The sequence below is a fragment of the Xanthobacter sp. ZOL 2024 genome (assembly GCF_052932325.1).
Map to the genome: position 1 here is coordinate 1968631 of NZ_CM128808.1, position 21081 is coordinate 1989711.

The following is a 21081-nucleotide window of genomic DNA, read 5'->3' on the forward strand; positions in this document are numbered from 1 at the left end:
CGCCGCCGGGCGATTCGGCGGAAGAGTATGATCCGTCATGGCGGGCCGCCCAAGACGGTAAGCGGGGATGTCACGGGAAGATTTCCCCTTGGGAAGAGGTCGATCCTTGCACCCGGCCCTTCAAGGCAGGTCGAGGGGCGGGGGCATCTGTGCACGGTTGCGGCTGGGGAGCCCCGCCGTGGCAGCCATTCATGCACAATGCGGCGACCTGCTGGTGTCGCGATCAGGTTCCTGAAACCTCCTTTTAAGGTCGGGTGCCTATCCCTTGAGGGGTGCCGCGTAGCTGTAGGTTTCAATCCATGTCTTCTTCGAACCAGCCTCCGAGAATGGTCAATTTCCCCTCGCTCCTGGTCTCGGAGGAGGAGAACCCGGATGCCTTTCCCGGGGAATCGGGCGAATCCACGGTCCATAGCTGGATCAATGCGGATTTCGTGCCGAGCTGGCTGCGCCCCTTCACGCTCGACCAGAACACCCGGTTCACCCGGACGCCGGACCACCTGCTGCGTCCGCCGGAGGAGCCGCAGCCCATCCCCAGCTTCGGCATCGGCGGGGCTTCCTGGCATTTCCTGGAGACGCCCGTCGATCCGGAGGAGGAGCGGGTTCCCGTGCCCGGGGTGAAGGCCGATCTCGAAGCCCTGGAGAATGCCTTGGCCGATCTGCCGGCCTTGCGCGCCGCCCGCGAGGGCACGCGGCAGGGAGAGTGGCAGGAGGTTTTGGGAGCAGAGAGCCTTGATGGCACGGGCGCGTTCGCGCTGTCCGAGCCGCAGGGCTGGAGCGTCGATGAGAATGGCATCGAGACGCGCGTGACCTTTGAAAGCGAGCCGTTTGAGCCGCAGGCTGCGGACGTCTCGCCCGGGGCTGATTGGGGCACCGACACGGGCTTCGCTTCGGAGGCCTTCTCCCCCAGCGCCGGGCCCGTTGAGGCGTCGCCGGTCGCGGCGCCTGGCGGTCTCGAACCCCAGGGGCCATTCGGGCCGATGGATGCGAGCCGGGTTATCGTCGACGACTGGGCCGATGCGCCGGCCCTCGTCGGGTGGCCGCCCGCGTCGCTCTCCTGCGATGGCCCCGGCGGGGCGGAGATGCCGGCGGAGGCCGGAGACGTCATGTGGTCCGTGGCGCCGCAAGAGCCGGTCATCGGCACCGAAGCTGAAATGGTGGGCCCGGCTCCGGAAGCTCCGGCCTGGGATGCGCCGCTCCCGGCCATGCCCGAGCCCTCCATGTCCGAACCGGCCATGCCCGACCCGTCTCTGCCCGCACTCTTGGAGATGTCCGCTGGGGTGTCGGATCTGCCGCTGTCCAATGGAACGGGGGCAGTGATGGGCTGGAGCGAGGTGGTCAGTCCGACCCTGCATCCCGATGCGGCGTCCGCTATGGAGCCGCCGCCGGCGGAGATGGAGCAGGCGTCCGTGCTCTCAGATGATGTCGCGCCCGTCGCCCACGCCGAGCCGATGGGCGGGATCCTCAATGCGGACCCGGTTCAGGACCTGCCCGAGGCGGTGTTCGTGACCGACGGAGAGGGGGGCGCGCCCGCGCCGGTGGCGGCTTCGCCCACCGAGAGCGAGCCCGTTGCCGCCGACGCAATGGCCGCCGACGCAATGGCCGGCGACGCGGCCTCGGACGCGACCGAGGCCTGGGGCGATACCGATCTGTGCGTGACGCCGCCGCTCGACAGTCTCAGTGCCGCCGGCCTGGAGATGGCTGCGGACGTGCTGCAGCCGGTCGATCCCGCCGCGGATGACGAGGCTATGCCTGCGGGTGAAGCGCAGGCCGCTGACGCCGCATGGGAGCGCATTGAGGGTATGACGATCGTGGAAGAGGACCTTGTGGGGCACGGGACCCTCATGAGCGACGGTGCTGGGCTCGCCTCCTTTGCCGTGGAACCGTTGGACGATGCGCTTTTGCGGCGCGCTACCGAGGCGTTGGAGGCGGTCGCGGCGCTGCCGGAAGAGCCAGTGGCCATGACGTTGGACGAGGAGCGCGCGCCGGCCCATCTCGTGCCGCTGACCCGGCTGATTGTGGTGGGGCGCCTCGCTCTTCCTGCCGTGGGTGAGCAGGATCTGGCCCCGGTGGTGGCGGAGGCCGAGCCTGAGCCGGTGGCCGACGCGCCGGTGATCACCGCCCATTTCTCCTGGCAGCCCTATCAGCAGAGCATTCGCGCCCATGTCCTCGGCACGCCGGTGGAGCCCGAGCCGGCGGCGATGGATACGCTCGTGCCGGTTCCGGTGGAGGAGGTACCGGTGCCGGCCCTGCCGGCCGCTCAGCTGCCGGTTCCCGTGGTAAGCGAGGCACCGAACGGGCGCTACGAATTGCCCGCCATCGACCTCCTGCGCGAGCCGCCGGAGGTGGAGCCGGACTTCGAGATGTCCGAGGAGTTCCTCGACCAGAGCTCGTCCGTGCTGCAGCAGATCCTGCGCGATTTCGGCATTCGCGGCGAGGTGATCGACGCCAATCCGGGTCCGGTGGTGACGCTCTATGAGTTCGAGCCGGCGCGGGGCGTGAAGTCTTCGCGCGTCATCGGCCTGGCGCCCGATATCGCCCGCTCCATGAGCGCGGTGTCGGCCCGCGTGGCGGTGGTGGAAGGGCGCAATGTCATCGGCATCGAGCTGCCGAACCGCCGGCGCGAAACCGTGTGGCTGCGCGAGCTGCTGGACAGCCACGAGTTCGCCGAGGCCCGCACCAAGCTTGGTATCTGCCTCGGCAAGACCATTGGCGGCGAGCCGGTGATCGCCGATCTCGCCCGCATGCCCCATCTCCTGGTGGCCGGCACCACCGGTTCGGGCAAGTCGGTGGCCATCAACACCATGATCCTGAGCCTGCTCTACCGGCACACGCCGGATGCCTGCCGGCTCATCATGATCGACCCCAAGATGCTGGAACTCTCTATTTATGAAGGGATTCCGCACCTCCTCACCCCGGTGGTGACCGACCCGAAGAAGGCCATCATCGCCCTGAAGTGGGCGGTGAAGGAGATGGAGGATCGCTACCACAAGATGGCGCGGCTCGCGGTGCGCAATATCGATGGCTACAACGCCCGGATGGCGGAGGCGCGGGAGAAGGGCGAGATCATCACCCGGCAGGTGCAGGTGGGGTTCGACAAGGAGAGTGGCGAGGTGCTCTATGAAGAGCAGGAGATGGACCTCGCCGCGCTGCCCTACATCGTCATCATCGTCGATGAGATGGCCGACCTGATGATGGTGGCTGGAAAGGAAATTGAAGGGGCAATTCAAAGGCTTGCGCAGATGGCCCGGGCCGCCGGCATCCATCTCGTCATGGCCACCCAGCGGCCCTCGGTGGATGTCATCACCGGCACCATCAAGGCCAATTTCCCCACCCGCATCTCGTTCCAGGTGACCTCCAAGATCGACAGCCGCACCATTCTTGGCGAGATGGGCGCTGAAACCCTTCTGGGACAAGGGGATATGCTGTTCATGGCGGGCGGCGGACGGATCACCCGGGTGCACGGGCCGTTCGTTTCCGACCAGGAAGTGGAGCACGTCGTCGCCTTCCTGAAGGCGCAGGGCGGGCCGGACTATCTCGACGAGGTGGTGCTCGACGAGGAGGCCGAGGGCGCCGCCGGCGCCGACGAGGCGGTGTTCGACAAGGGCGAGCTGGGCGAGAGCGGCGGCGACCTCTACGACCAGGCGGTGGCGCTGGTGCTGCGCGACCGCAAAGCCTCCACCTCCTACATCCAGCGCCGTCTCCAGGTGGGCTACAACAAGGCCGCGAGCCTGATGGAGCGGATGGAGAACGAGGGCATCGTCGGCCCGGCCAACCACGCCGGCAAGCGCGAGATCCTCTCCTTCTCCCGGCCCGAGTAGCGCGGGTCGATCCGTCTCTTCGCATTGCAAGGCCGGCCCCGCGGGGCCGGCCTTTTTTGTCTATTCGGCGAAGGCGCGTTCGGTCACGAAGGTGCCGGGGGCGGAATTGGCGCCTTCGCTGAGGCCGGCGGCCAGCAGCAGGGTGCGGGTGTCCTGGAGCATGGCGAGGGAGCCGCAGATCATGCCGCGATCCACCGCCGGATCGAGCGGCGGCACCCCGAGATCGGCGAACAGCGCGCCGCTTGCCATGAGATCGGTGATGCGGCCGCGCCGGGCGTAGTCCTCGCGGGTGACAGTGGCGTAGTGGCGCAGCTTGCCGCTGGCATAGTCGCCCACCAGCGGATCGGCCAGGGTCTCGCGCACCACGTCGAAGCCGTATTGCAGCTCGCCCACCTCGCGGCAGGTGTGGGTGAGGATAACCTCCTCGAAGGTCTCATAGGTCTGCGGATCGCGGATCAGGCTGGCGAACGGGGCGATGCCGGTGCCGGTGGAGAACATGTAGAGTCGCCGGCCGGGGGTGAGGGCATCGAGCACCAGGGTGCCGGTGGCCTTCTTGCGCAGCAATAGCCCGTCGCCGGGGCGGATCTGCTGCAGCCGGGAGGTGAGGGGGCCGTCCGGCACCTTGATGGAGAAGAACTCCAATTCATCGGCCCAGGCGGGGCTGGCGATGGAATAGGCCCGGTAGAGCGGCTTGCCCGCGGCCAGGAGGCCGATCATGGCGAACTCGCCGGAGCGGAAGCGGAAGCTGCCCGGCCGCGTGGTGCGGAAGCGGAACAGGCGGTCCGTATAATGGGTGACGCTGGTGACGGTCTCCACGAAGAGGCCATCGGGCGCCTGGTCGGCGAGGGCCGAGGCGGGAAGGGGCAGGGTCATCGGTCCATCCGTGCGGGTATCGGAGATCAGCGGGCGGGCGCGGCCTTCTCGCTCAGAAGCGGCAGCTTGTCGGGACGCCCGTTCCAGTCCTCGGCATCGGCCAGGGGCTCGATGCGGGCGGCGATGGAGGGCCATTCGGCCGCGTAGCGACGGTTGATCTCCAGCCACGCCGCGGCACCGGGATCGGTATCGGCGACGATGGCGTCGGCCGGGCATTCGGGCTCGCACACGCCGCAATCGATGCATTCGTCGGGATTGATGACGAGCATGTTCTCGCCCTCATAGAAGCAGTCCACCGGGCAGACCTCGACGCAGTCGGTGTATTTGCAGCGGATGCAGTTCTCGGTGACGACATAGGCCATGGCGGATCCCTGGGCTGTGATGAGGGGCGCGGCCGTTGGTGCCGCAGGCGGTGCCGGCCCGCTGAAGGGGCGCGAGCCGATGTCCGCAGCATCGCTCTAGCCGGCGCCGGGAGCGGGGTCTGTCAACTTGTTGCTATCGCAGGGCCGGGGCCCATGGTGACGTGCCGGGCAGCAAGGAGCGTTCCCCATGTCGTCCCCCGCTATGTCCGTTCCCGCCATCTCCTCCCCTTCGTCGGAGCCCGCAGTTTCCCAGCAGTGCGACTCCCCGCTGGAGGTGCGCCTGTCGCCGGATCGGACCCGGCTGACCCTGCAATGGGCCGATGGCGCGGTGAGCGTTTTGTCCGCGGCGCATCTGCGGGCCCACTCCCCATCGGCGGGGGCGCGGCGGGCCCGGCTCGCCGGCCTGTCGACGCCGGTGGCGGCGGATCTCACGGTGAGCGCCGTGCATCTCCTGGGCGGCTATGCCCTCAACCTGGTGTTTTCCGACGGCCACGACCGCGGCATTTACCCCTGGGCGCTGTTGAAGGCGCTGGGGGCGGAGCCATCCGCGGAGCCGAATGCAATTCCTTGACCGACAGCCGTCCTTGGAACGGTTCAACTCGGCGCGAACACGGAATTGCAGGAGGCAAGAGTGGACGAGATCAAGGCCGGACTTTCCGAGATCGACTGCGATGTCCTGGTCATCGGCGGCGGCACCGCTGGCCCGATGGCGGCCTACAAGGCCAAGATGAAGAATCCGGATGCCAAGGTCGTGCTTCTGGAAAAGGCCAATGTGAAGCGGTCCGGCGCCATCTCCATGGGCATGGACGGGCTGAACAATGCCGTGATCCCCGGCCATTCGACGCCGGAGCAGTACACCAAGGAAATCACCATCGCCAACGACGGCATCGTCGATCAGGCGGCGGTGCTGAAATATGCGCAGAACTGCTTCGAGATCATCCAGGAGCTCGACAAGTTCGGCATCCGCTTCCAGAAGGACGAGAACGGCGACTATGACGTGAAGAAGGTGCACCATATGGGCACCTACGTCCTGCCCATGCCCAATGGCGAGACGGTGAAGAAGGCGCTCTATCGCCAGCTGCGGCGGGCGCGCATCCTCATCTCCAACCGGTTCATGGCCACCCGCCTCATCACCGGCAAGAGCGGCCGCATCGCCGGCGCGGTGGCGGTGAACACCCGCTCGGGCGAGTTCCTGGTGGTGCGGGCCAAGACGGTGATCATGAGCATGGGCGCCGCTGGCCGGCTCGGTCTGCCCACCTCCGGTTATCTGTTCGGCACCTATGAGAACCCGGCCAATTCCGGCGAGGGTTATGCCATGGCCTATCACGCCGGGGCCAAGCTCGCGAACCTCGAGTGCTTTCAGATCAACCCGCTGATCAAGGACTATAACGGCCCGGCCTGCGCCTATGTGGCCGGCCCGTTCGGCGGCTACACCGCCAATGCCAAGGGCGAGCGCTTTATCGAATGCGACTATTGGTCGGGCCAGATGATGCAGGAGTTCTACAAGGAGCTGCAGTCGGGCAACGGCCCGGTGTTCCTGCGCCTCAACCACCTGCACAAGGAGACCGCCGAGCATATCGAGCAGATCCTGCACACGGTGGAGCGGCCCTCCCGCGGGCGCTTCCATGAAGCGCGCGGCACCCACTATGCCGAGACCATGATCGAGATGCACATCTCGGAAATCGGCTTCTGCTCCGGCCATTCGGCCTCGGGCGTGTTCGTGGACGAGTTCGCCCGCACCACGGTGCCGGGCCTCTACGCCGCCGGTGACATGGCCAGCGTGCCGCACAATTACATGCTCGGCGCCTTCACCAATGGGGCCATTGCCGGCGAGCACGCCATCGATTTCGCCGCCGAGGTGGATTTCGAGGAATTCGACCGGGCGGATGTGGCCCGCGAGCAGGAGCGGGTGCTGGCGCCCACCCGGCGCGAGGACGGCATTCCCCCCAACCAGATCGAATACAAGGTGCGCCGCCTGGTGAACGACTATCTCCAGCCGCCCAAGGTGACGCGCAAATACGAGCTGGCCCAGGCCCGCTTCGCCGAGGTGCGCGAGGACCTGGAGAACGCCATGGTGGTGCGCGATTCCCACGAGCTGATGCGCGCCATGGAGGTGGCCTCCATTCTCGATTGCGCTGACATGGCCGCCTGCGCCTCGCTCTACCGCACCGAAAGCCGCTGGGGCCTCTACCACTGGCGCACCGACTTCCCCGAGCGCAACGACGCCGACTGGAAGTGCCACGTGCTCCTGTCCAAGCAGGCGGACGGCTCCATGGGCTGCGAGAAGCGCGCGGTCCAGCCCTATATCGTCCCCATCTCCGATGACGAGAAGGACGCCTATTACAAGCAGCGCATCACGGCCGAAGCCTGAGCGAGAGCCCACCGAAAAGCATAGAACAAAGGAGCCCCGCCATGCCCCTGGCCAATACATCCACCGCCGTTCCGGTCGTCGTCGACGAGGGAAAGTGCATCGCCGACAAGGGCTGCACCGTCTGCGTCGATGTCTGCCCGCTCGATGTGCTGCGCATCTCCGAGCTCACCGGCAAGGCCTATATGAAGTTCGACGAGTGCTGGTACTGCATGCCGTGCGAGGCGGATTGCCCCACCGGCGCCGTCACCGTCAACATTCCCTACCTGCTGAAGTGAGGCGCCGATGACCTTCGAGCCGTTCGAGGCCTTCACCGACGTCGAGGACCTCGCCGACAAGCTGCACGATGCCGATGCCAGCGTGCGCCGGGTGGCGGTGATGGAACTGGCGGACACCGCCGACCCCGCCGCTGTCGCCCTCATCGGCTCGGCGCTGAAAGACGAGAGCGCGGAGGTGCGTCTGCAGGCGGCCATCGCGCTGGGCGAGTTCGATGGGCGCGAGACCGCGGAGATGCTGGTGATCGGCCTCGTCGACGCCGATCCGCGGGTGGCCCGCGCCGCCGCCGACAGCCTCGCCGAACTGAAGGACCCGGCCGCCGCCGATCCCATCTTCCCGCTGATCGGCCATGCCGACCCGCGGGTACGCTCCGGCGCCCTGCGCGGGGTGAAGGAATTGCGCCGCCCGGAGGCCCTGGCCTATGCCCTGCGGGCGCTGGAGGACCAAGACCCGCAGGTGCGGGTGGAGGCGCTGGGGGTGATCGGCTATCTGAAGGCGGAAGAGACCTTGCCGGCGCTCATCGCCTGCGCCCGCGACCCCATGGCCGAGGTGCGGCGCACCGCGGTGGGGGCGCTCGCCTTCTCCCGCTCCAACCATGCCGCCGAGGCGCTCATCCGCGCCCTCGCCGATGCCGACTGGTCGGTGCGCGAGACCGGTGCCGAGATGCTGGGCAAGGGGCGGTACGCCCGCGGCGCCGCGCCGCTCCTCGCTGCCATCAATGATGCCGACTGGCAGGTGCGGGTGAAAATCGTGCGCAGCCTCGGCCAGTTGAAGGTGGTCGAAGCCGTGCCGCAGATCGCCGCCGCCCTGGGCGACGAGATCAGCAACCTGCGCAAGGAGGCCGCGGCGGCCCTGGGCGAGATCGCCCATGCCTCGGCCCGGCCCTATCTGGAGCGCTATGTCGATGACGGCGACCCGGATGTGCGAAAGAACGTGCGCTGGGCGCTGAGCCGGATAGAATGAACGGTCTGCAGGCGCGGCCCGCCGCGCCTGCGCCATCCGACGCCGTTTCCTTGTTTCATGGACCCGACGAAACAGCGTAGGTTATTGACCGACTGCATTTTCTTCACGTGGACCGGTCTTTCCGCCGCTTGAAAATGCCCGATGGAGGCCACAGCCCGGAGGTCGCTGCCATTCCGTCCGATGGACTGAAGACGCCGGGCTTGCCCCGTCCCGCTCCGCGCCGTGCCGCGGTCCTGTCCCAGGAGCCACCGGGTGGCGAGGGACACGAGGACGTGCGGCGACCGGCGGGCGGCGGACACAGCGGAACCGGTGGACACGGCGCGCTGGAAGGTGGCGGGCATAGTAGCGGGCAAAGTAGCGGACATGACGGGACCCGGCGCCTGGCGTCGCGCACCAAGGCGCCGCGGGTGCCGAAATATCTCGAGCTGAAGGAATGGCTGCTGCGCGGCATGCTCGACGGGCGCTTCCGCCCCGGCACCGCGCTGCCCAGCGAGAACGAGCTCAGCCAGCAATTCCAGGTGAGCCGCATCACCGTGCGCCAGGCCCTCGACCTGCTGCGCGCCGGCGGGCTCGTGAGCAGCCACCAGGGCAAGGGCTATTTCGTCCGCAACATCAGCGCCATGCAGGATCTCGGCCGGCTCCAGGGGTTCGGTGAGATGATGGAGCCCTTGGGGGTGGATACCCGCTCCCAGGTGTTGAGCGCGGCGGTGGTGGAAGCCCCCGCCAAGGTGGCGCGGGCGCTCAATGTGAAGCGCGGCGACGGGGTGGTGAAGATCGAGCGGCTGCGCATCGCCGCCGGCGTCACCTTGTCCGTGGACCTCAGCTATTTCCCCCTCGATGTGGGTCGTCCCCTGCTCGATCTCGATTTGCAGCGGGTGGACATCTTCAAGCTCATCGAGACCGATCTGGGCATCGAGATCGGCTTTGCCGACATCACCATGAGCGTGGTTGAGGCGGGGGTGGAGCTGTGCGCGCCGGTGCCGGCGGTGGACCTGCCCTTCACCCCCGGGGCGCCGGTGATCCATATCGAGCGCCTGACCTATGCCATGGACGGGCGGCCGATCGATTTCGAGAGCCTCTACGCCCCGGCCGGCAGCCACCGCTTCAAGGCGCGGATTCCGCGCTGGTAGGCCGGCGGGTTCCCAACGGTTGCGTGCGCGATATGTGCATTAAATCAATCAAAATTATTGACAATAGATCAGGGTGGCGCCACGGTTGAGGCATCGGCGATCGGGGCAGGAGGCCCCGGCGCCGGTGCCTCATCCTGCCTGCGCGCGCCTCTCCCAGCTCCGACAGCGGACCGTGAAGGCTGTGTGCATCAAGGTTCCCGGTGATCTTGGGAAAGGAGTGCCTGCCGTGCCGGCACCGCAGCCAACTTGTATTATCAAGTGTCGAAGGGGCCTGCTCAACGGGCAGTCAACTGCGCTCTGCGTGAGCAAGAGGCAGTGACGAAGACGCAGGCATCGCAGCGGAAGGGACTTTCCGCGCCTATGCCTTAAGCCTTGTTTTCTAGAGATTTTCCAACTCCAGTCACGGCATGCACGGTGCGAATGGCACGGCTGTTGCGCCTTTCAGAGGGCGTTTTAGCCAAGTGGCAGACCAGTGCCAGACCAGTGGCAGCTTGCGAGGGGTCAGACATGCGACATCATTCGATGCTCTTGGGCGTAGCCTTGACCGCGCTATTGAGCGCACCTGCCTTCGCCGAGACGATCGAGATCGGCATCGGTCACCAGAGCACCGTGACCAACACCGTGCCGGGCGGCATCATCCTTGAGAAGCTCGGCCTTCTCGAAAAGCACCTGCCCCACGACGGCAAGTATAAGGATGTGGATTACAAGGTGGTCTACCAGGACTATACGTCCGGGCCGCCGATCACCAACCAGATGCTGGCCGGCAAGCTCGCCTTCGGCGTGATGGGCGACTATCCCCTCATCGTCAACGGCGCCAAGTTCGAGGCCTCCGGCAATGCCGAGACCCGCCTCATCGCCATCACCGGCTACAATCTAAAGGGCACCGGCAACGGCATCGTGGTGCCGGTGGCGTCCGAGGTGTTCGCGCTCAGCGATCTCAAGGGCAAGACCATCTCCACCCCGGTGGGCTCCGCCGCCTGGGGCATGACGCTGAAGGCGCTGCGCGATGCCGGCCTCAGCGACGACGTGCGCATCCAGAACCAGGCGCCGCCGGTGGGTGTTGCCTCCATCGCCCAGGGCAAGGTGGATGCCCACGCGGACTTCTGCCCCTGGTCGGAGGTGATGGAATTCCGCGGCACAGGCCGCAAGATCTTCGACGGCAGCGAGGCGGACATTCCCACCTTCCACGGCACGGTGGTGCTGAAGGCGTTCGCCGACAAGTATCCCGAGCTCGTGCAGGCCTATGTGGACGCCACCATGGAGGCCCAGGACTGGATCGCCAAGGATCCGGTCGTGGCCGCCACCAAGGTCTCCGAATGGACCGGCATCGAGAAGGAAGTGCTCTACCTCTATTTCAGCAACGGCGGCATCTCCACCTTCGAGCCCACCCTCAAGGCCCAGTGGGTGGACGCGCTGAAGTATGACCACGACCTGTTGGCCAAGGAGACCAAGCTCACCCCCCTCGACTTCTCCCGCTGGGTGGACCCGAGCTTCGTCAAGGCGGCCTACAAGGCGCAGGGCAAGGACTATGACGCGGCGGTGAAGAGCGTGGTGAGCTCCAAGCCCGGCGCGCCCGGCCTGAAGCCGGCGGAAATCTGGATCGATGGCGCCGGCATCACCAGCTTCGACAGCATCAAGGCCATGACCGACGCCGCCAAGGCAGCCAAGGCCGACAAGAAGACGGTGTTCGCCACCTATGTCTATGACCACGCCAGCGGCCTGAAGCTGTTCGGCAAGGTGGCCTTCTTCGTGGAAGGCAAGGACGGCGCCCTCACCGCCTTCATGAAGAAGGGCGATGCCGAGGCGTTCGCCAGGAGCTCGGGCGGCAAGATGGTGGGCTGGGAAGCCATCGCGTCGTGATGCCTGATGCCGGCGGCGCACGGCGCCGCCGGCATCCCGCCGATGATTGGCCCGTTTGTTTCAGGAAACTGCACCCATGCAAGATGCGCTGAAGCCCCAGGTTGCCTATGCCGGTCCCACCCTGGTGGCCGTGCCGCCCGCGCCCGGCGAGACCCCGCGCGGCGGTGGCCGGCCGCCGGTGGTGGAGGAGCGCGAGGGACCGCCCTCCGTGGGCGTCGTGGTGGCGCAGGCGGTGGCCGGCTGGTTCCAGACCCGGGCCTATGGCTTGGTGGTGGGGTGCATCGGCCTCGCCATTGGCCTCGGCCTGTGGCAGCTCATGAGCGCAAACAAGGTCAATTTCTTCATCAATTTCGCCAATGTGCCGCTGCCCGGCGCGGCGTTCACTGACCACGTGATGGACCGCGAATTCTATATCCATATCGAAGTCTCGGTGCTGCGCATCGCCGCCGGCTTCTGCATTGCCGCGGTGCTGGGCGTGCTGCTCGGCACGGTGATGGGGCGCTCACGCTTCGGCGCCGCCCTCATCGCCCCCTATATCGAGATCCTGCGGCCGATCCCGGCGGTCGCCTGGATTCCCCTCGCCATCCTGATGTGGCCCACGGATGAGGCTTCCATCGTCTTCATCACCTTTCTCGGCGCGCTGTTCCCGGTGGTCATCAACACCATGCACGGGGTGGAGCAGGCGCCGGAAGTGCTGGTGCGCGCGGCCAAATCCCTCGGCGCCTCGCCGCTGCAGATCTTCGCCCAGGTGATCTTTCCGGCGGCGCTGCCCAATATCGTCACGGGCCTCGCGGTGGGCATGGGGGTGAGCTGGTTCTCGCTGCTGGCGGGGGAGATCATCTCCGGCCAGTACGGCATCGGCTATTTCACCTGGAACGCCTATTCGCTGGTGAACTACCCGGACATCATCGTCGGCATGCTGGTGACCGGCCTGCTCGGCACCGTCTCCACCTCGCTGGTGCGCCTTCTGGCGCAGCCGCTCCTCAAGTGGCAGCGCAAGGCGCGCTGACCCGGCCGGCCCACCCGTAACCTTTTCGGAGCATGGACGATGAAAGAGGTGGTTTCCTTCACCGAGCGCCTGGCCGGCCTTGGTTCTCAGCGCGGCAGCGTTGGCCGCGGCCATATCCGGGTGGATGGGGTGACCATCTCCTTCGGCTCGGGGCGCAAGACCCATCAGGCGGTGATGGAGACCAATCTCGACATCAGGCCCGGTGAGTTCGTGTGCATCCTCGGCCCTTCCGGCTGCGGCAAGTCCACGCTGCTCAGTTCCATCGCCGGCTATGTGCGGCCAAGCACCGGCGAGGTGCTGGTGGATGATGCGCCGGTGCGCGGGCCGGGCCCGGAGCGGGGCATGGTGTTCCAGCAATATTCGCTGTTCCCCTGGAAGACCATTGCCGAGAACATCGTGTTCGGCCCCAAGGTGGCGGGCCGGCCCAAGGCGGAATGCGCCGCCATCGCCGCCACCTTCCTGGAGATGGTGGGGCTCACCAAATTCGCCAATGCCTATCCGGCCGAGCTGTCGGGCGGCATGCAGCAGCGGGTGGGCATCGCCCGGGCGCTGGCCAATTCGCCCAGCGTGCTGCTGATGGACGAGCCCTTCGGCGCCCTCGATGCGCAGACCCGGCTGATGATGCAGGAGAGCCTCCTGGAGATCTGGAGCGCATTCGGCATCACCGTGGTGTTCGTGACCCATGATGTGGACGAGGCCATTTTCCTGGCCGATCGCATCGTCATCATGAGTGCCAGCCCGGGCTCGGTGATCGCCGACCTGAAGGTGACCCTGCCGCGGCCGCGCAGCTCGGAGCTCGCCACCAGCGAGGCCTTCACGGGCTTGAAGCGGGCCTGCCATGAGGCGATCCGCGCCGAGAGCCTGCGGGCCTTCGCCCAGCAGAGCCAGTGAGCCGCGCCATGGCCCTTGCCGAGCGCCGGATCGGCGCCAGCGCGGCGGATGCCGCATCGGCGGTGTTCCTCAGCGAGGAGCGCGACGCCCTCAATGCCGGCGCCGATTTCCTGCAGCGCCTGTCGCCGGCGGAGATCGCCCAGGTGCGGGCCGCCGGCACCACCCGGCGGGTGGCCGCGGGCGAGAGCCTGTTCCGCCAGGGCGACGTGCATGCCGGCATCTGGCTGATCGAGAGCGGCACGGTGCGCACCTTCTATGTGAGCCCGGCCGGACGCGAGATCACGCTCGCCCTGTGGACCAGCGGTCATTTCGTGGGCGGTCCCGAGGTGTTCGGCGGCGGCGCCCATGTATGGTCGGCGGACGTGCACGAGGAAGCCGAGGTGCTCTATCTCACCGGCGCCAAGATCCGCCTGCTGGTGGAGACCATGCCGCGGTTCGCCATCTGCCTCATCGAGGGGCTGGTGGCCAAGGGCAAATGCTATTCGGCGCTGGTGCAGATGCTGGGAACCCGCTCGGTCACCGAACGGCTGGCCCATCTGCTCATCATCTTCGCCGATACCGCCGGCCGGCCGGAAGGCAACCGTCTGGTGATCGAGCGCAAGCTGACCCATGACCAGCTGGCGGCCATCGTCGGCGCCACCCGGCAATGGGTGACCATGACCCTCGACAAGTTCCAGAAGCGCGGCCTCATCTCCGTCAGCCGGCAGTCCATCGTGGTGGAGAATTACGACCTGCTCAGCGCCGAGATGCACGGCTGAGGCCGGCCGCGGTGAGGCCCTGTCGGAGCGGGACCTTTACGGCGCTCTAAATGATATAATATATCATCTGCATCGACGCGCGAGGGGGCGAGCCCCGGCGCGCGCCTCTGGAGCGAGGAGAGATGCAGATGGAGCATCGCCACAACGATCCCCTTAAGGATCACCATCAGGACCTTCGCCTGCCGGTGACCGTGCTGTCCGGCTTTCTCGGATCGGGAAAGACCACCCTTCTCAACCACATCCTGTCGAACCGGGCCGGCCTCAAGGTGGCGGTCATCGTCAACGACATGAGCGAGGTGAATATCGATGCGGCGCTGGTGCGGGCGGGGGAGGCGAACCTGTCGCGGGCCGAGGAGAAGCTGGTGGAGATGACCAACGGCTGCATCTGCTGCACCCTCAGGGATGATCTGCTCTCCGAGGTGCGCCGGCTCGCCGCCGAGGGGCGGTTCGATTACCTGCTGATCGAATCGACCGGCATCGCCGAGCCCCTGCCGGTGGCCGCCACCTTCGATTTCCGCGACGAGGACGGGGCCTCCCTTTCCGACGTGGCGCGGCTCGACACCATGGTGACGGTGGTGGACGCGGCCAACCTGCTCAACGATTTCGGCTCGCGCGACGTCCTGCGCGACCGGGGCGAGACGGCGGGGGAGGAGGATCATCGCACCCTGGTGGACCTGCTCACGGACCAGATCGAGTTCGCCGACGTGATCGTGCTCAACAAGATCTCCAGCGTGGATCCCGAGCGGCTGGCGGCAGTGCGCGGGGTGGTGAAGTCGCTCAACCCGGACGCGCGGGTGGTGGAAACCGATTATGCCCATGTCGCACCGGGCGAGGTGCTGGGCACCGGACGGTTCGATTTCGAGAAGGCCAGCACCCACCCGGTGTGGTTCAAGGAGCTGAACGGCTTCAAGGATCATGTGCCGGAGACGGAGGAATATGGCGTCGGCAGCTTCGTCTATCGCGCCCGGCGGCCCTTCCATCCGGAACGGTTCCACGATTTCCTGTGCGCCACCTGGCCCGGCCTGGTGCGGGCCAAGGGGCTGTTCTGGCTCGCCACCCGGCCGGGGCGGGTGGGCGAGATGAGTCTTGCCGGCGCCATCTGCCAGACCGGCAGCATCGGCCGCTGGTGGGCCGGGGTGCCCAAGCAATATTGGCCCACCGAGCCCGATTGGCGTTCCTGGCTGCGGGCTCAATGGGTGCCGGGCTATGGCGACCGGCGGCAGGAACTGGTGTTCATCGGCATGGGGCTCGACGAGGCCGCCATGCGGGCGGCGCTGGATGCCTGTCTGGTGGGGCCCACCGACCCCAAATTGTTCAACCCCGACAAGCTCAAGGCGCTGCCCGATCCGTTTCCGGCCTGGGAGGCGGCCCCGGCCTGAGTGCCGGCTCTTCCTATGGAAAGATAAGTGCATTATATTTTCCATAGGAACAAAGGAGCGGGCGCATGTCAGCGGTAGCGCAGGGGAGGGGAGACCCGCGCCATCACCCAGCGGGCGATCATTCGCCGAGCGATCATTCTGGGCCCGCGCCGGACGCCGGTGCGGTCTTGTCCAAGGCGGTGGTGCGGGCGGCGCAGCGGCTGGATGTGAAGGGCGCGGCCCTGGCCCCCATCCTCGGCCTCAGCCCGGCCAGCCTGTCGCGGCTGCGCAGTGGTGCCTTCCGCCTGGAGCCGGGCACCAAGCCGTTCGAGCTGGCGGTGTTGTTCGTGCGGCTGTTCCGTGCCCTCGACGCGCTGGTGGGGGGCGATGAGAGGGTGGCGCGGGCCTGGCTCGTGGCGCCCAACCTCGCTTTGGGTGCCACGCCCGCTGAGAAGATCCGCACCATCACCGGTCTCATCGATGTCCTTGCCTATCTGGACGCCCGCCGCGCTATCGTCTGAGCTGCGTCCCCACGCGGGGCGCTGCTGGCGGCTGGTGGAGGCGCAGCATGTGGTCTCCACCGCCAAGCTGGTGGATACGCTCGATGAGCAGGCCCTGCTGGAAGGGCTGCTGGAGGCGAGCAAGCCGCCGCTGCCGCCCGAGTGCCAGGGGCTCAACTATCTCCTGTTCACGCCGTTCCGCTATGAGCCGCCCTATCCCCACGGCTCCCGCTTCCGCCGGGCCGGGCGCACGCCGGGGGTCTATTATGCCGCCGAGCGGGTGGAGACGGCGGTGGCCGAGCTCGCCTTCTATCGCCTGCTGTTCTTCGCCGAGGCGCCGCAGGTGCCATGGCCGGACAATGCCGCGCCTTACACCGCCTTCTGCGCATCCCTTTCCACACCGCGGGCGCTGGACCTGACGGCGCCGCCGCTCGCTGGGGATGCCGCCACCTGGACCCATCCCACCGCCTATGCCCCGTGCCAGGATCTGGCCGATGGGGCGCGGGCGGCGGGGGCGGAGCTGATCCGCTACCAATCGGTGCGCGATCCTCATGCCGGCGCCAATCTCGCCGTGCTCACCTGCGCCGCCTTCGCCGCGCCCGCCCCGGTGGAGCACCAGAGCTGGCAGATCCGCCTCAGCGCCAACGGTGTGCTGGCTGTGTGCGATTTTCCGCGGCAGCGGCTCGGCTTCGATCCGGCGGCGTTTGCCGCCGATCCGCGGATCGCGGGGCTCGATTGGCCGCGCTGACGGCGCGGCATGTTTCTTCCCTGTGCGCCATGGGCTAACCATGTGGGCGGCGCAGCGGGGCGTGCGCCATTCTCAAGCCCGCGCCCGTGCTTTAAAAGCGAGGCTGGTCGTCGCTCACCGACGGCACGGCGTTTCGGCGGATGGGCCCATGGCGGTGGTGGCAGGCAGCGGAAAACAGGTGGTCGGGCTCCGGCGTGGATCCAGGCTGAAGCTGCGCCCGCTGCTGGCAGCCTCCGTAATCAGCCTCCTCGCCTGCGCCTGCGCGCCGCGTGAGGGCGTGCTGGTGCCGGTGGAGGTGGGCGAGCCGGTGGCCGGCGGCGCCCAGGTGGATATGCTGGTGGCCACCACCCGCGCGCCCAGCGCCGCGCCGGGCGTGGTGTTCTCCGGGGAGCGCGGCGACGGGCTCGCCTTCACCAATATGGTGGTCTCCATTCCGCCCAACCGGCCGGTGGGCTCCATCCAATGGCCACAGCAGGTGCCGCCGAACCCGACCCGCGAATTTGCGGTGACCGAGGTGGATCCGCTCACCCGCGCCGGGGTGCGCAACTGGTATCTGAGCCAGCCCAAGGCCAAGCGGCGGGTGCTGGTGTTCGTGCACGGCTTCAACACCCGTTTCGACGCCGCCGTGTTCCGCTTCGCCCAGTTCGTCCATGACACCGACACCAATCTGGTGCCGGTGCTGTTCTCCTGGCCCTCCCGCGGGCAGGTGACGAGCTATGTCTATGATCGCGAGAGCACCAATTTCTCGCGCACCGACCTCGCCAATGTCCTCGCCACCGCCGCCGCCAGCCCGCATGTGGACGAGGTGGTGGTGCTGGCCCATTCCATGGGCGCCTGGCTCGCCGTGGAGGCGCTGCGCGATCTTGCTCTGCGTGACGGCAAGGTGCCGGCCAAGATCTCCAACGTCATCCTCGCCTCGCCGGATCTCGATATCGACGTGTTCGAGCGCCAGCTCCGGGACATGGGGCCGAAGCGGCCGCACATGACCATCTTCGTCTCTCGCAACGACCGGGCCCTGAGCGTGTCGCGGCTGCTGGCGGGTGAGGTGACGCGGGTGGGCGCGGTGGATCTCACCGATCCCGCTTACGCCGCCCGCCTGGAGCAGGGCGATGGGGTGGTGGTGCTGGATCTCACCGCGTTGCAGGGGGGCGATTCCCTCAACCACAGCAAGTTCGCCACCAGCCCGCAGATGGTGCAGATCATGGGCGAGCAGTTCGTTGCCGGCCAGGATATCGCCAGCACGGCCCCGGCCGGCGCGCCCGATGTGGTCTCGGGCCTGGTGGGCGCGGTGGCGAGCGCGCCCATCCAGGTGTTCGCTGCCGGGCGTGCCGCCGTCACCGGTCCCTAGGCGAGGCCGACGACTGGACCGTCAGCGCACCATGAAGCCGATGGCGATGGCGTTGGCGATGTCGATGAAGAAGGCCGACACCAGCGGCAGGATGATGAAGGCCAAAGGTGCCGGGCCGTGCGTGCGGGTCACCGCCGTCATGTTGGCGATGGCGGTGGGGGTGGCGCCCAGGCTGATGCCGGTGAAGCCGGCGGAGAGCACCGCCGCCTGGTAGGTCTTGCCCATGGCCGGGAACACCACGAACAGGATGTAGGCCACCGACACCAGCGCCTGCAGCCCCAGCACCACCGCCAGCGCCGGGCCGAGCCCGCCCAGGGTCCACAGCTGCATGCTCATGAGCGACATGGCGAGGAAGATCTTCAGCGACAAATCGGAGATCAGCGCCAGCGCCGACGTGCGGGCCGGCCAGGCCATCTTCGGCATCAGCCGCGGCAGGGTGTTGGTGAGCACGATGGCCACCAGCAGGCACACCACGAACAGCGGCAGCTTCAGCCCGGTCATCTCCACCAGATCCTCGAGGGCATAGGCGATCAGGATGACCACGTTGAGCACCAGCACCGCGCTCAGGATGTTGCGGTAGGTGACCTTGCCGGCGTCGGGCCCCACGTCCTCTTCGGGCAGGCCCACCATGGGCGCCTCGATGGCGTCGTTCTTGAGCTTGTAGCGGCTCATCAGCACCCCGGCCACCGGGCCGCCCAGCACGCTCGCCAGCACCAGGCCGAGGGTGGCGGAGGCGATGCCCACCTCCAAAGCGTTGGGCAGGGCGAACCGCTCGGCGATGATGGGCGCCCAGGCGATGGTGGTGCCATGGCCGCCGATCAGCGACACCGAGCCCAGCAGCGGCGCCATGCCGGAGGGCAGCCCCACCGCCGCCACGCCGCCGATGGCGACGAGGTTCTGGATCGCCAGATAGGCGACCGTGAGCAGCAGCAGGATGACGAGCGGCTTGCCGCCCGCCACCAGATCCGACAGCCGGGCGTTGAGGCCGATGCCGGTGAAGAAATAGAGCAGCAGCATGTCGCGCGCCGCCAGGTCGAACGAGATGGCGACGTTGAACACGCGATAGGCGACGAGGGTCGCCACGGCTGCCAGGATGCCGCCGGTCACGGCTTCGGGAATGTTCCAGCGCCGCAGCGGCGCGATGACCCCATTGAGCCCCGCGCCGACGAAATAGACCACGATGGCGAGGGTGAATGTGAGCAGTCCCGAGACCTGAAGATGGACCGGCATGTCTCTCCCTTGAGATCGTTGAAGCTGTACGTGGCGGGCAGGAAAGCACACTCCGGAGGCTTTCTCACCCGCAAATCCGCACGCGGGCGTCGGCCCGGCACCCGCAGGCGCCGGGCCGGGGTTCAGAAGCTGCCCACCAGGGTGCCGAGGCCGATCACCACTACCAGCGCCAGCACGGCGCTGACGATGCCGGCCATGACGATGTCGAGATAGCCTTCCTTGTGGGAAACGCCGCACACCGACAGCAGCGTCACCACCGCGCCATTGTGCGGCAGGCTGTCGAGGGTGCCGGAGCCGATCACCGCCACCCGGTGCATCAGCGCCGGGTCCATGCCGATCTCGTGGGCGATCTTCATGTAGGTTGGCCCGAGGGCGTCGAGGGCGATGGTGAGGCCGCCGGAGGCAGATCCGGTGAGGGCGGCGAGGATGTTGGTGGCCACCGCCAGCGACACCAGCGGGCCGCCCTCGATGCCCAGCACCCAGTTGCGCACGTCCGCAAAGGCCGGCAGCGCGGCGACGATGGCGCCGAAGCCCACCAGGCTCGCCACCGACAGGATCGGCAGCACCGAGGCGTTGGCGCCCGCGGTCATGGTGGCCCGCAGCTTCGGCACCGAGCGGAAGTTGATGGCGATGGTGGCGATGATGGCGGCGGTGAGCGCCACGATCACCGACCACACGCCGCCCACCGCCGACAGCGAGGTGGAGCCCCATTCCGGCGCGGCCAAGAAGCCGCTGTCCATGCGCGGCAGGATGACGAACGACATCAGCAGGTTGACGACGATCACCACGACGATGGGCAGGGCCGCGAGGACGATGGGCGGGTTCTTATCGGCTTCGTCGCTGGAGTGGATCTCCGAGGGGTCGAAGGCGCCGGAAGTGGTGGCGCGCTCGCGCACGATGGGATCCTCGGCGGCCTCCTCCGCGCTCTCGTCCGCCGGGGCGGTGAGGGCGCCGAAGCCCTCGCCCCGGGCGCGGGCAGCCGTCTCCCGCCGCTTCAGCCACCACATGCCGAAGCCGAGCATGATCAGCGAGGCGATGATGCCGAGCCCCGGCGCCGCGAACGGCGTGGTGCCGAAGAACGGCATGGGAATGGCGTTCTGGATGGAGGGGGTGCCGGGCATGGCCGACATGGTGAAGGTGGAGGTGCCAAGCGCGATGGCCGCCGGCATCAGCCGCCGCGGCACGCCGGCCGAACGGAACAGGGCGATGCCCATGGGGGCGAGCACGAAAAAGGCGACGAACAGGCTGACGCCGCCATAGGTGACGATGGCGCCGGCCAGCACCACGGCGAGGATGGCCCGCTGGGCACCCAGCTTCACCGTCATGTAGTTGGCGATGGAGGTGACCGAGCCGGAATCCTCCATCAGCTTGCCGAACACCGCGCCGAGCAGGAACAGCGGGAAGAACTGGGCGACGAAATCCGCCGCGTTGCGCATGAAGGTCTGGGTCCAGCTCGCCAGCAGCGGCTCACCGGAGAAGGCGGCGGCGATGAGGCCCGCCACCGGCGCCAGGATCAGGATGGAGGAGCCGCGGAAGGCGAGATAGATGAGCAGGCCGAGACCGACCAGGATGCCGAGAAGTCCCATGGC

18 protein-coding genes are annotated in these 21081 nt (G+C 67.5%); 14 read left to right on the top strand and 4 right to left on the bottom strand.

What is annotated here, in order from left to right; translation table 11 throughout:
• The first annotated feature begins 1580 nt into the window (after positions 1–1580).
• Positions 1581–3818: a DNA translocase FtsK gene (locus ACU4E7_RS09170; protein WP_447021610.1), complete on the top strand. Its 2238-nt coding sequence runs from the start codon at positions 1581–1583 to the stop codon at positions 3816–3818.
• A 60-nt stretch (positions 3819–3878) separates the two neighbouring features.
• Here the strand turns inward: ACU4E7_RS09170 and ACU4E7_RS09175 are convergent, their stop codons facing one another.
• Together ACU4E7_RS09175 and fdxA are read right to left on the bottom strand one after the other, a co-directional pair.
• Positions 3879–4691, bottom strand: coding sequence for a ferredoxin--NADP reductase (locus ACU4E7_RS09175; protein ID WP_447021324.1), 813 nt, complete (start codon positions 4689–4691; stop codon positions 3879–3881).
• Positions 4692–4717: 26 nt separating this feature from the next.
• Positions 4718–5053 (bottom strand): ferredoxin FdxA, encoded by a 336-nt coding sequence (gene fdxA, locus ACU4E7_RS09180; RefSeq protein ID WP_238122049.1) that lies wholly within the window; start codon positions 5051–5053, stop codon positions 4718–4720.
• Positions 5054–5240: 187 nt separating this feature from the next.
• Between fdxA and ACU4E7_RS09185 the strand changes: the two genes are divergently transcribed.
• From ACU4E7_RS09185 to ACU4E7_RS09245, 13 genes are all read left to right on the top strand, one after another.
• Positions 5241–5624 (top strand): gamma-butyrobetaine hydroxylase-like domain-containing protein, encoded by a 384-nt coding sequence (locus tag ACU4E7_RS09185; RefSeq protein ID WP_447021325.1) that lies wholly within the window; start codon positions 5241–5243, stop codon positions 5622–5624.
• Positions 5625–5684: 60 nt separating this feature from the next.
• On the top strand, positions 5685–7424 hold the full coding sequence (locus ACU4E7_RS09190) for a fumarate reductase/succinate dehydrogenase flavoprotein subunit (protein WP_447021326.1): 1740 nt from the start codon (positions 5685–5687) through the stop codon (positions 7422–7424).
• 41 nt (positions 7425–7465) lie between these two features.
• A complete protein-coding gene (locus tag ACU4E7_RS09195) occupies positions 7466–7699 on the top strand; it encodes a 4Fe-4S dicluster domain-containing protein (protein ID WP_238122046.1) in 234 nt (77 codons plus the stop codon).
• Positions 7700–7706: 7 nt separating this feature from the next.
• Entirely contained in the window at positions 7707–8660 is a 954-nt protein-coding gene (locus ACU4E7_RS09200) for a HEAT repeat domain-containing protein (RefSeq protein WP_238122045.1), read from the top strand.
• Positions 8661–9067: 407 nt separating this feature from the next.
• Complete coding sequence (locus tag ACU4E7_RS09205) at positions 9068–9790, top strand: GntR family transcriptional regulator (RefSeq protein ID WP_238122044.1); 723 nt, start codon at positions 9068–9070, stop codon at positions 9788–9790.
• A 507-nt stretch (positions 9791–10297) separates the two neighbouring features.
• Positions 10298–11650 carry an ABC transporter substrate-binding protein gene (locus tag ACU4E7_RS09210; protein WP_238123691.1) on the top strand — a complete coding sequence of 451 codons (1353 nt, stop codon included), beginning with the start codon at positions 10298–10300 and terminating at the stop codon, positions 11648–11650.
• A gap of 76 nt (positions 11651–11726) precedes the next feature.
• A complete protein-coding gene (locus ACU4E7_RS09215) occupies positions 11727–12659 on the top strand; it encodes an ABC transporter permease (RefSeq protein ID WP_447021327.1) in 933 nt (310 codons plus the stop codon).
• A gap of 39 nt (positions 12660–12698) precedes the next feature.
• Positions 12699–13550, top strand: a complete 852-nt coding sequence (locus ACU4E7_RS09220) for an ABC transporter ATP-binding protein (protein WP_447021328.1) — start codon at positions 12699–12701, stop codon at positions 13548–13550.
• An 8-nt stretch (positions 13551–13558) separates the two neighbouring features.
• A complete protein-coding gene (locus tag ACU4E7_RS09225; protein WP_447021329.1) occupies positions 13559–14308 on the top strand; it encodes a Crp/Fnr family transcriptional regulator in 750 nt (249 codons plus the stop codon).
• Between the two features lie 128 nt (positions 14309–14436).
• The gene (gene zigA / locus ACU4E7_RS09230) at positions 14437–15687 is read left to right on the top strand and encodes a zinc metallochaperone GTPase ZigA (protein WP_238123687.1); all 1251 of its coding nucleotides are present in this window, start codon (positions 14437–14439) and stop codon (positions 15685–15687) included.
• Between the two features lie 65 nt (positions 15688–15752).
• The gene (locus ACU4E7_RS09235) at positions 15753–16187 is read left to right on the top strand and encodes an antitoxin Xre/MbcA/ParS toxin-binding domain-containing protein (protein WP_447021330.1); all 435 of its coding nucleotides are present in this window, start codon (positions 15753–15755) and stop codon (positions 16185–16187) included.
• A complete protein-coding gene (locus ACU4E7_RS09240; RefSeq protein WP_447021331.1) occupies positions 16147–16914 on the top strand; it encodes an RES family NAD+ phosphorylase in 768 nt (255 codons plus the stop codon). Before ACU4E7_RS09235 ends, ACU4E7_RS09240 begins: the two co-directional genes overlap by 41 nt.
• 148 nt (positions 16915–17062) lie before the next feature.
• On the top strand, positions 17063–18262 hold the full coding sequence (locus ACU4E7_RS09245) for an alpha/beta hydrolase (RefSeq protein ID WP_447021332.1): 1200 nt from the start codon (positions 17063–17065) through the stop codon (positions 18260–18262).
• 21 nt (positions 18263–18283) lie between these two features.
• Here ACU4E7_RS09245 and gltS read toward each other — a convergent pair whose 3' ends face one another.
• Positions 18284–19492, bottom strand: a complete 1209-nt coding sequence (gene gltS / locus ACU4E7_RS09250; protein WP_447021333.1) for a sodium/glutamate symporter — start codon at positions 19490–19492, stop codon at positions 18284–18286.
• A gap of 122 nt (positions 19493–19614) precedes the next feature.
• A complete protein-coding gene (locus ACU4E7_RS09255) occupies positions 19615–21078 on the bottom strand; it encodes a GntP family permease (protein WP_447021334.1) in 1464 nt (487 codons plus the stop codon).
• Between the last annotated feature and the right edge of the window lie 3 nt (positions 21079–21081).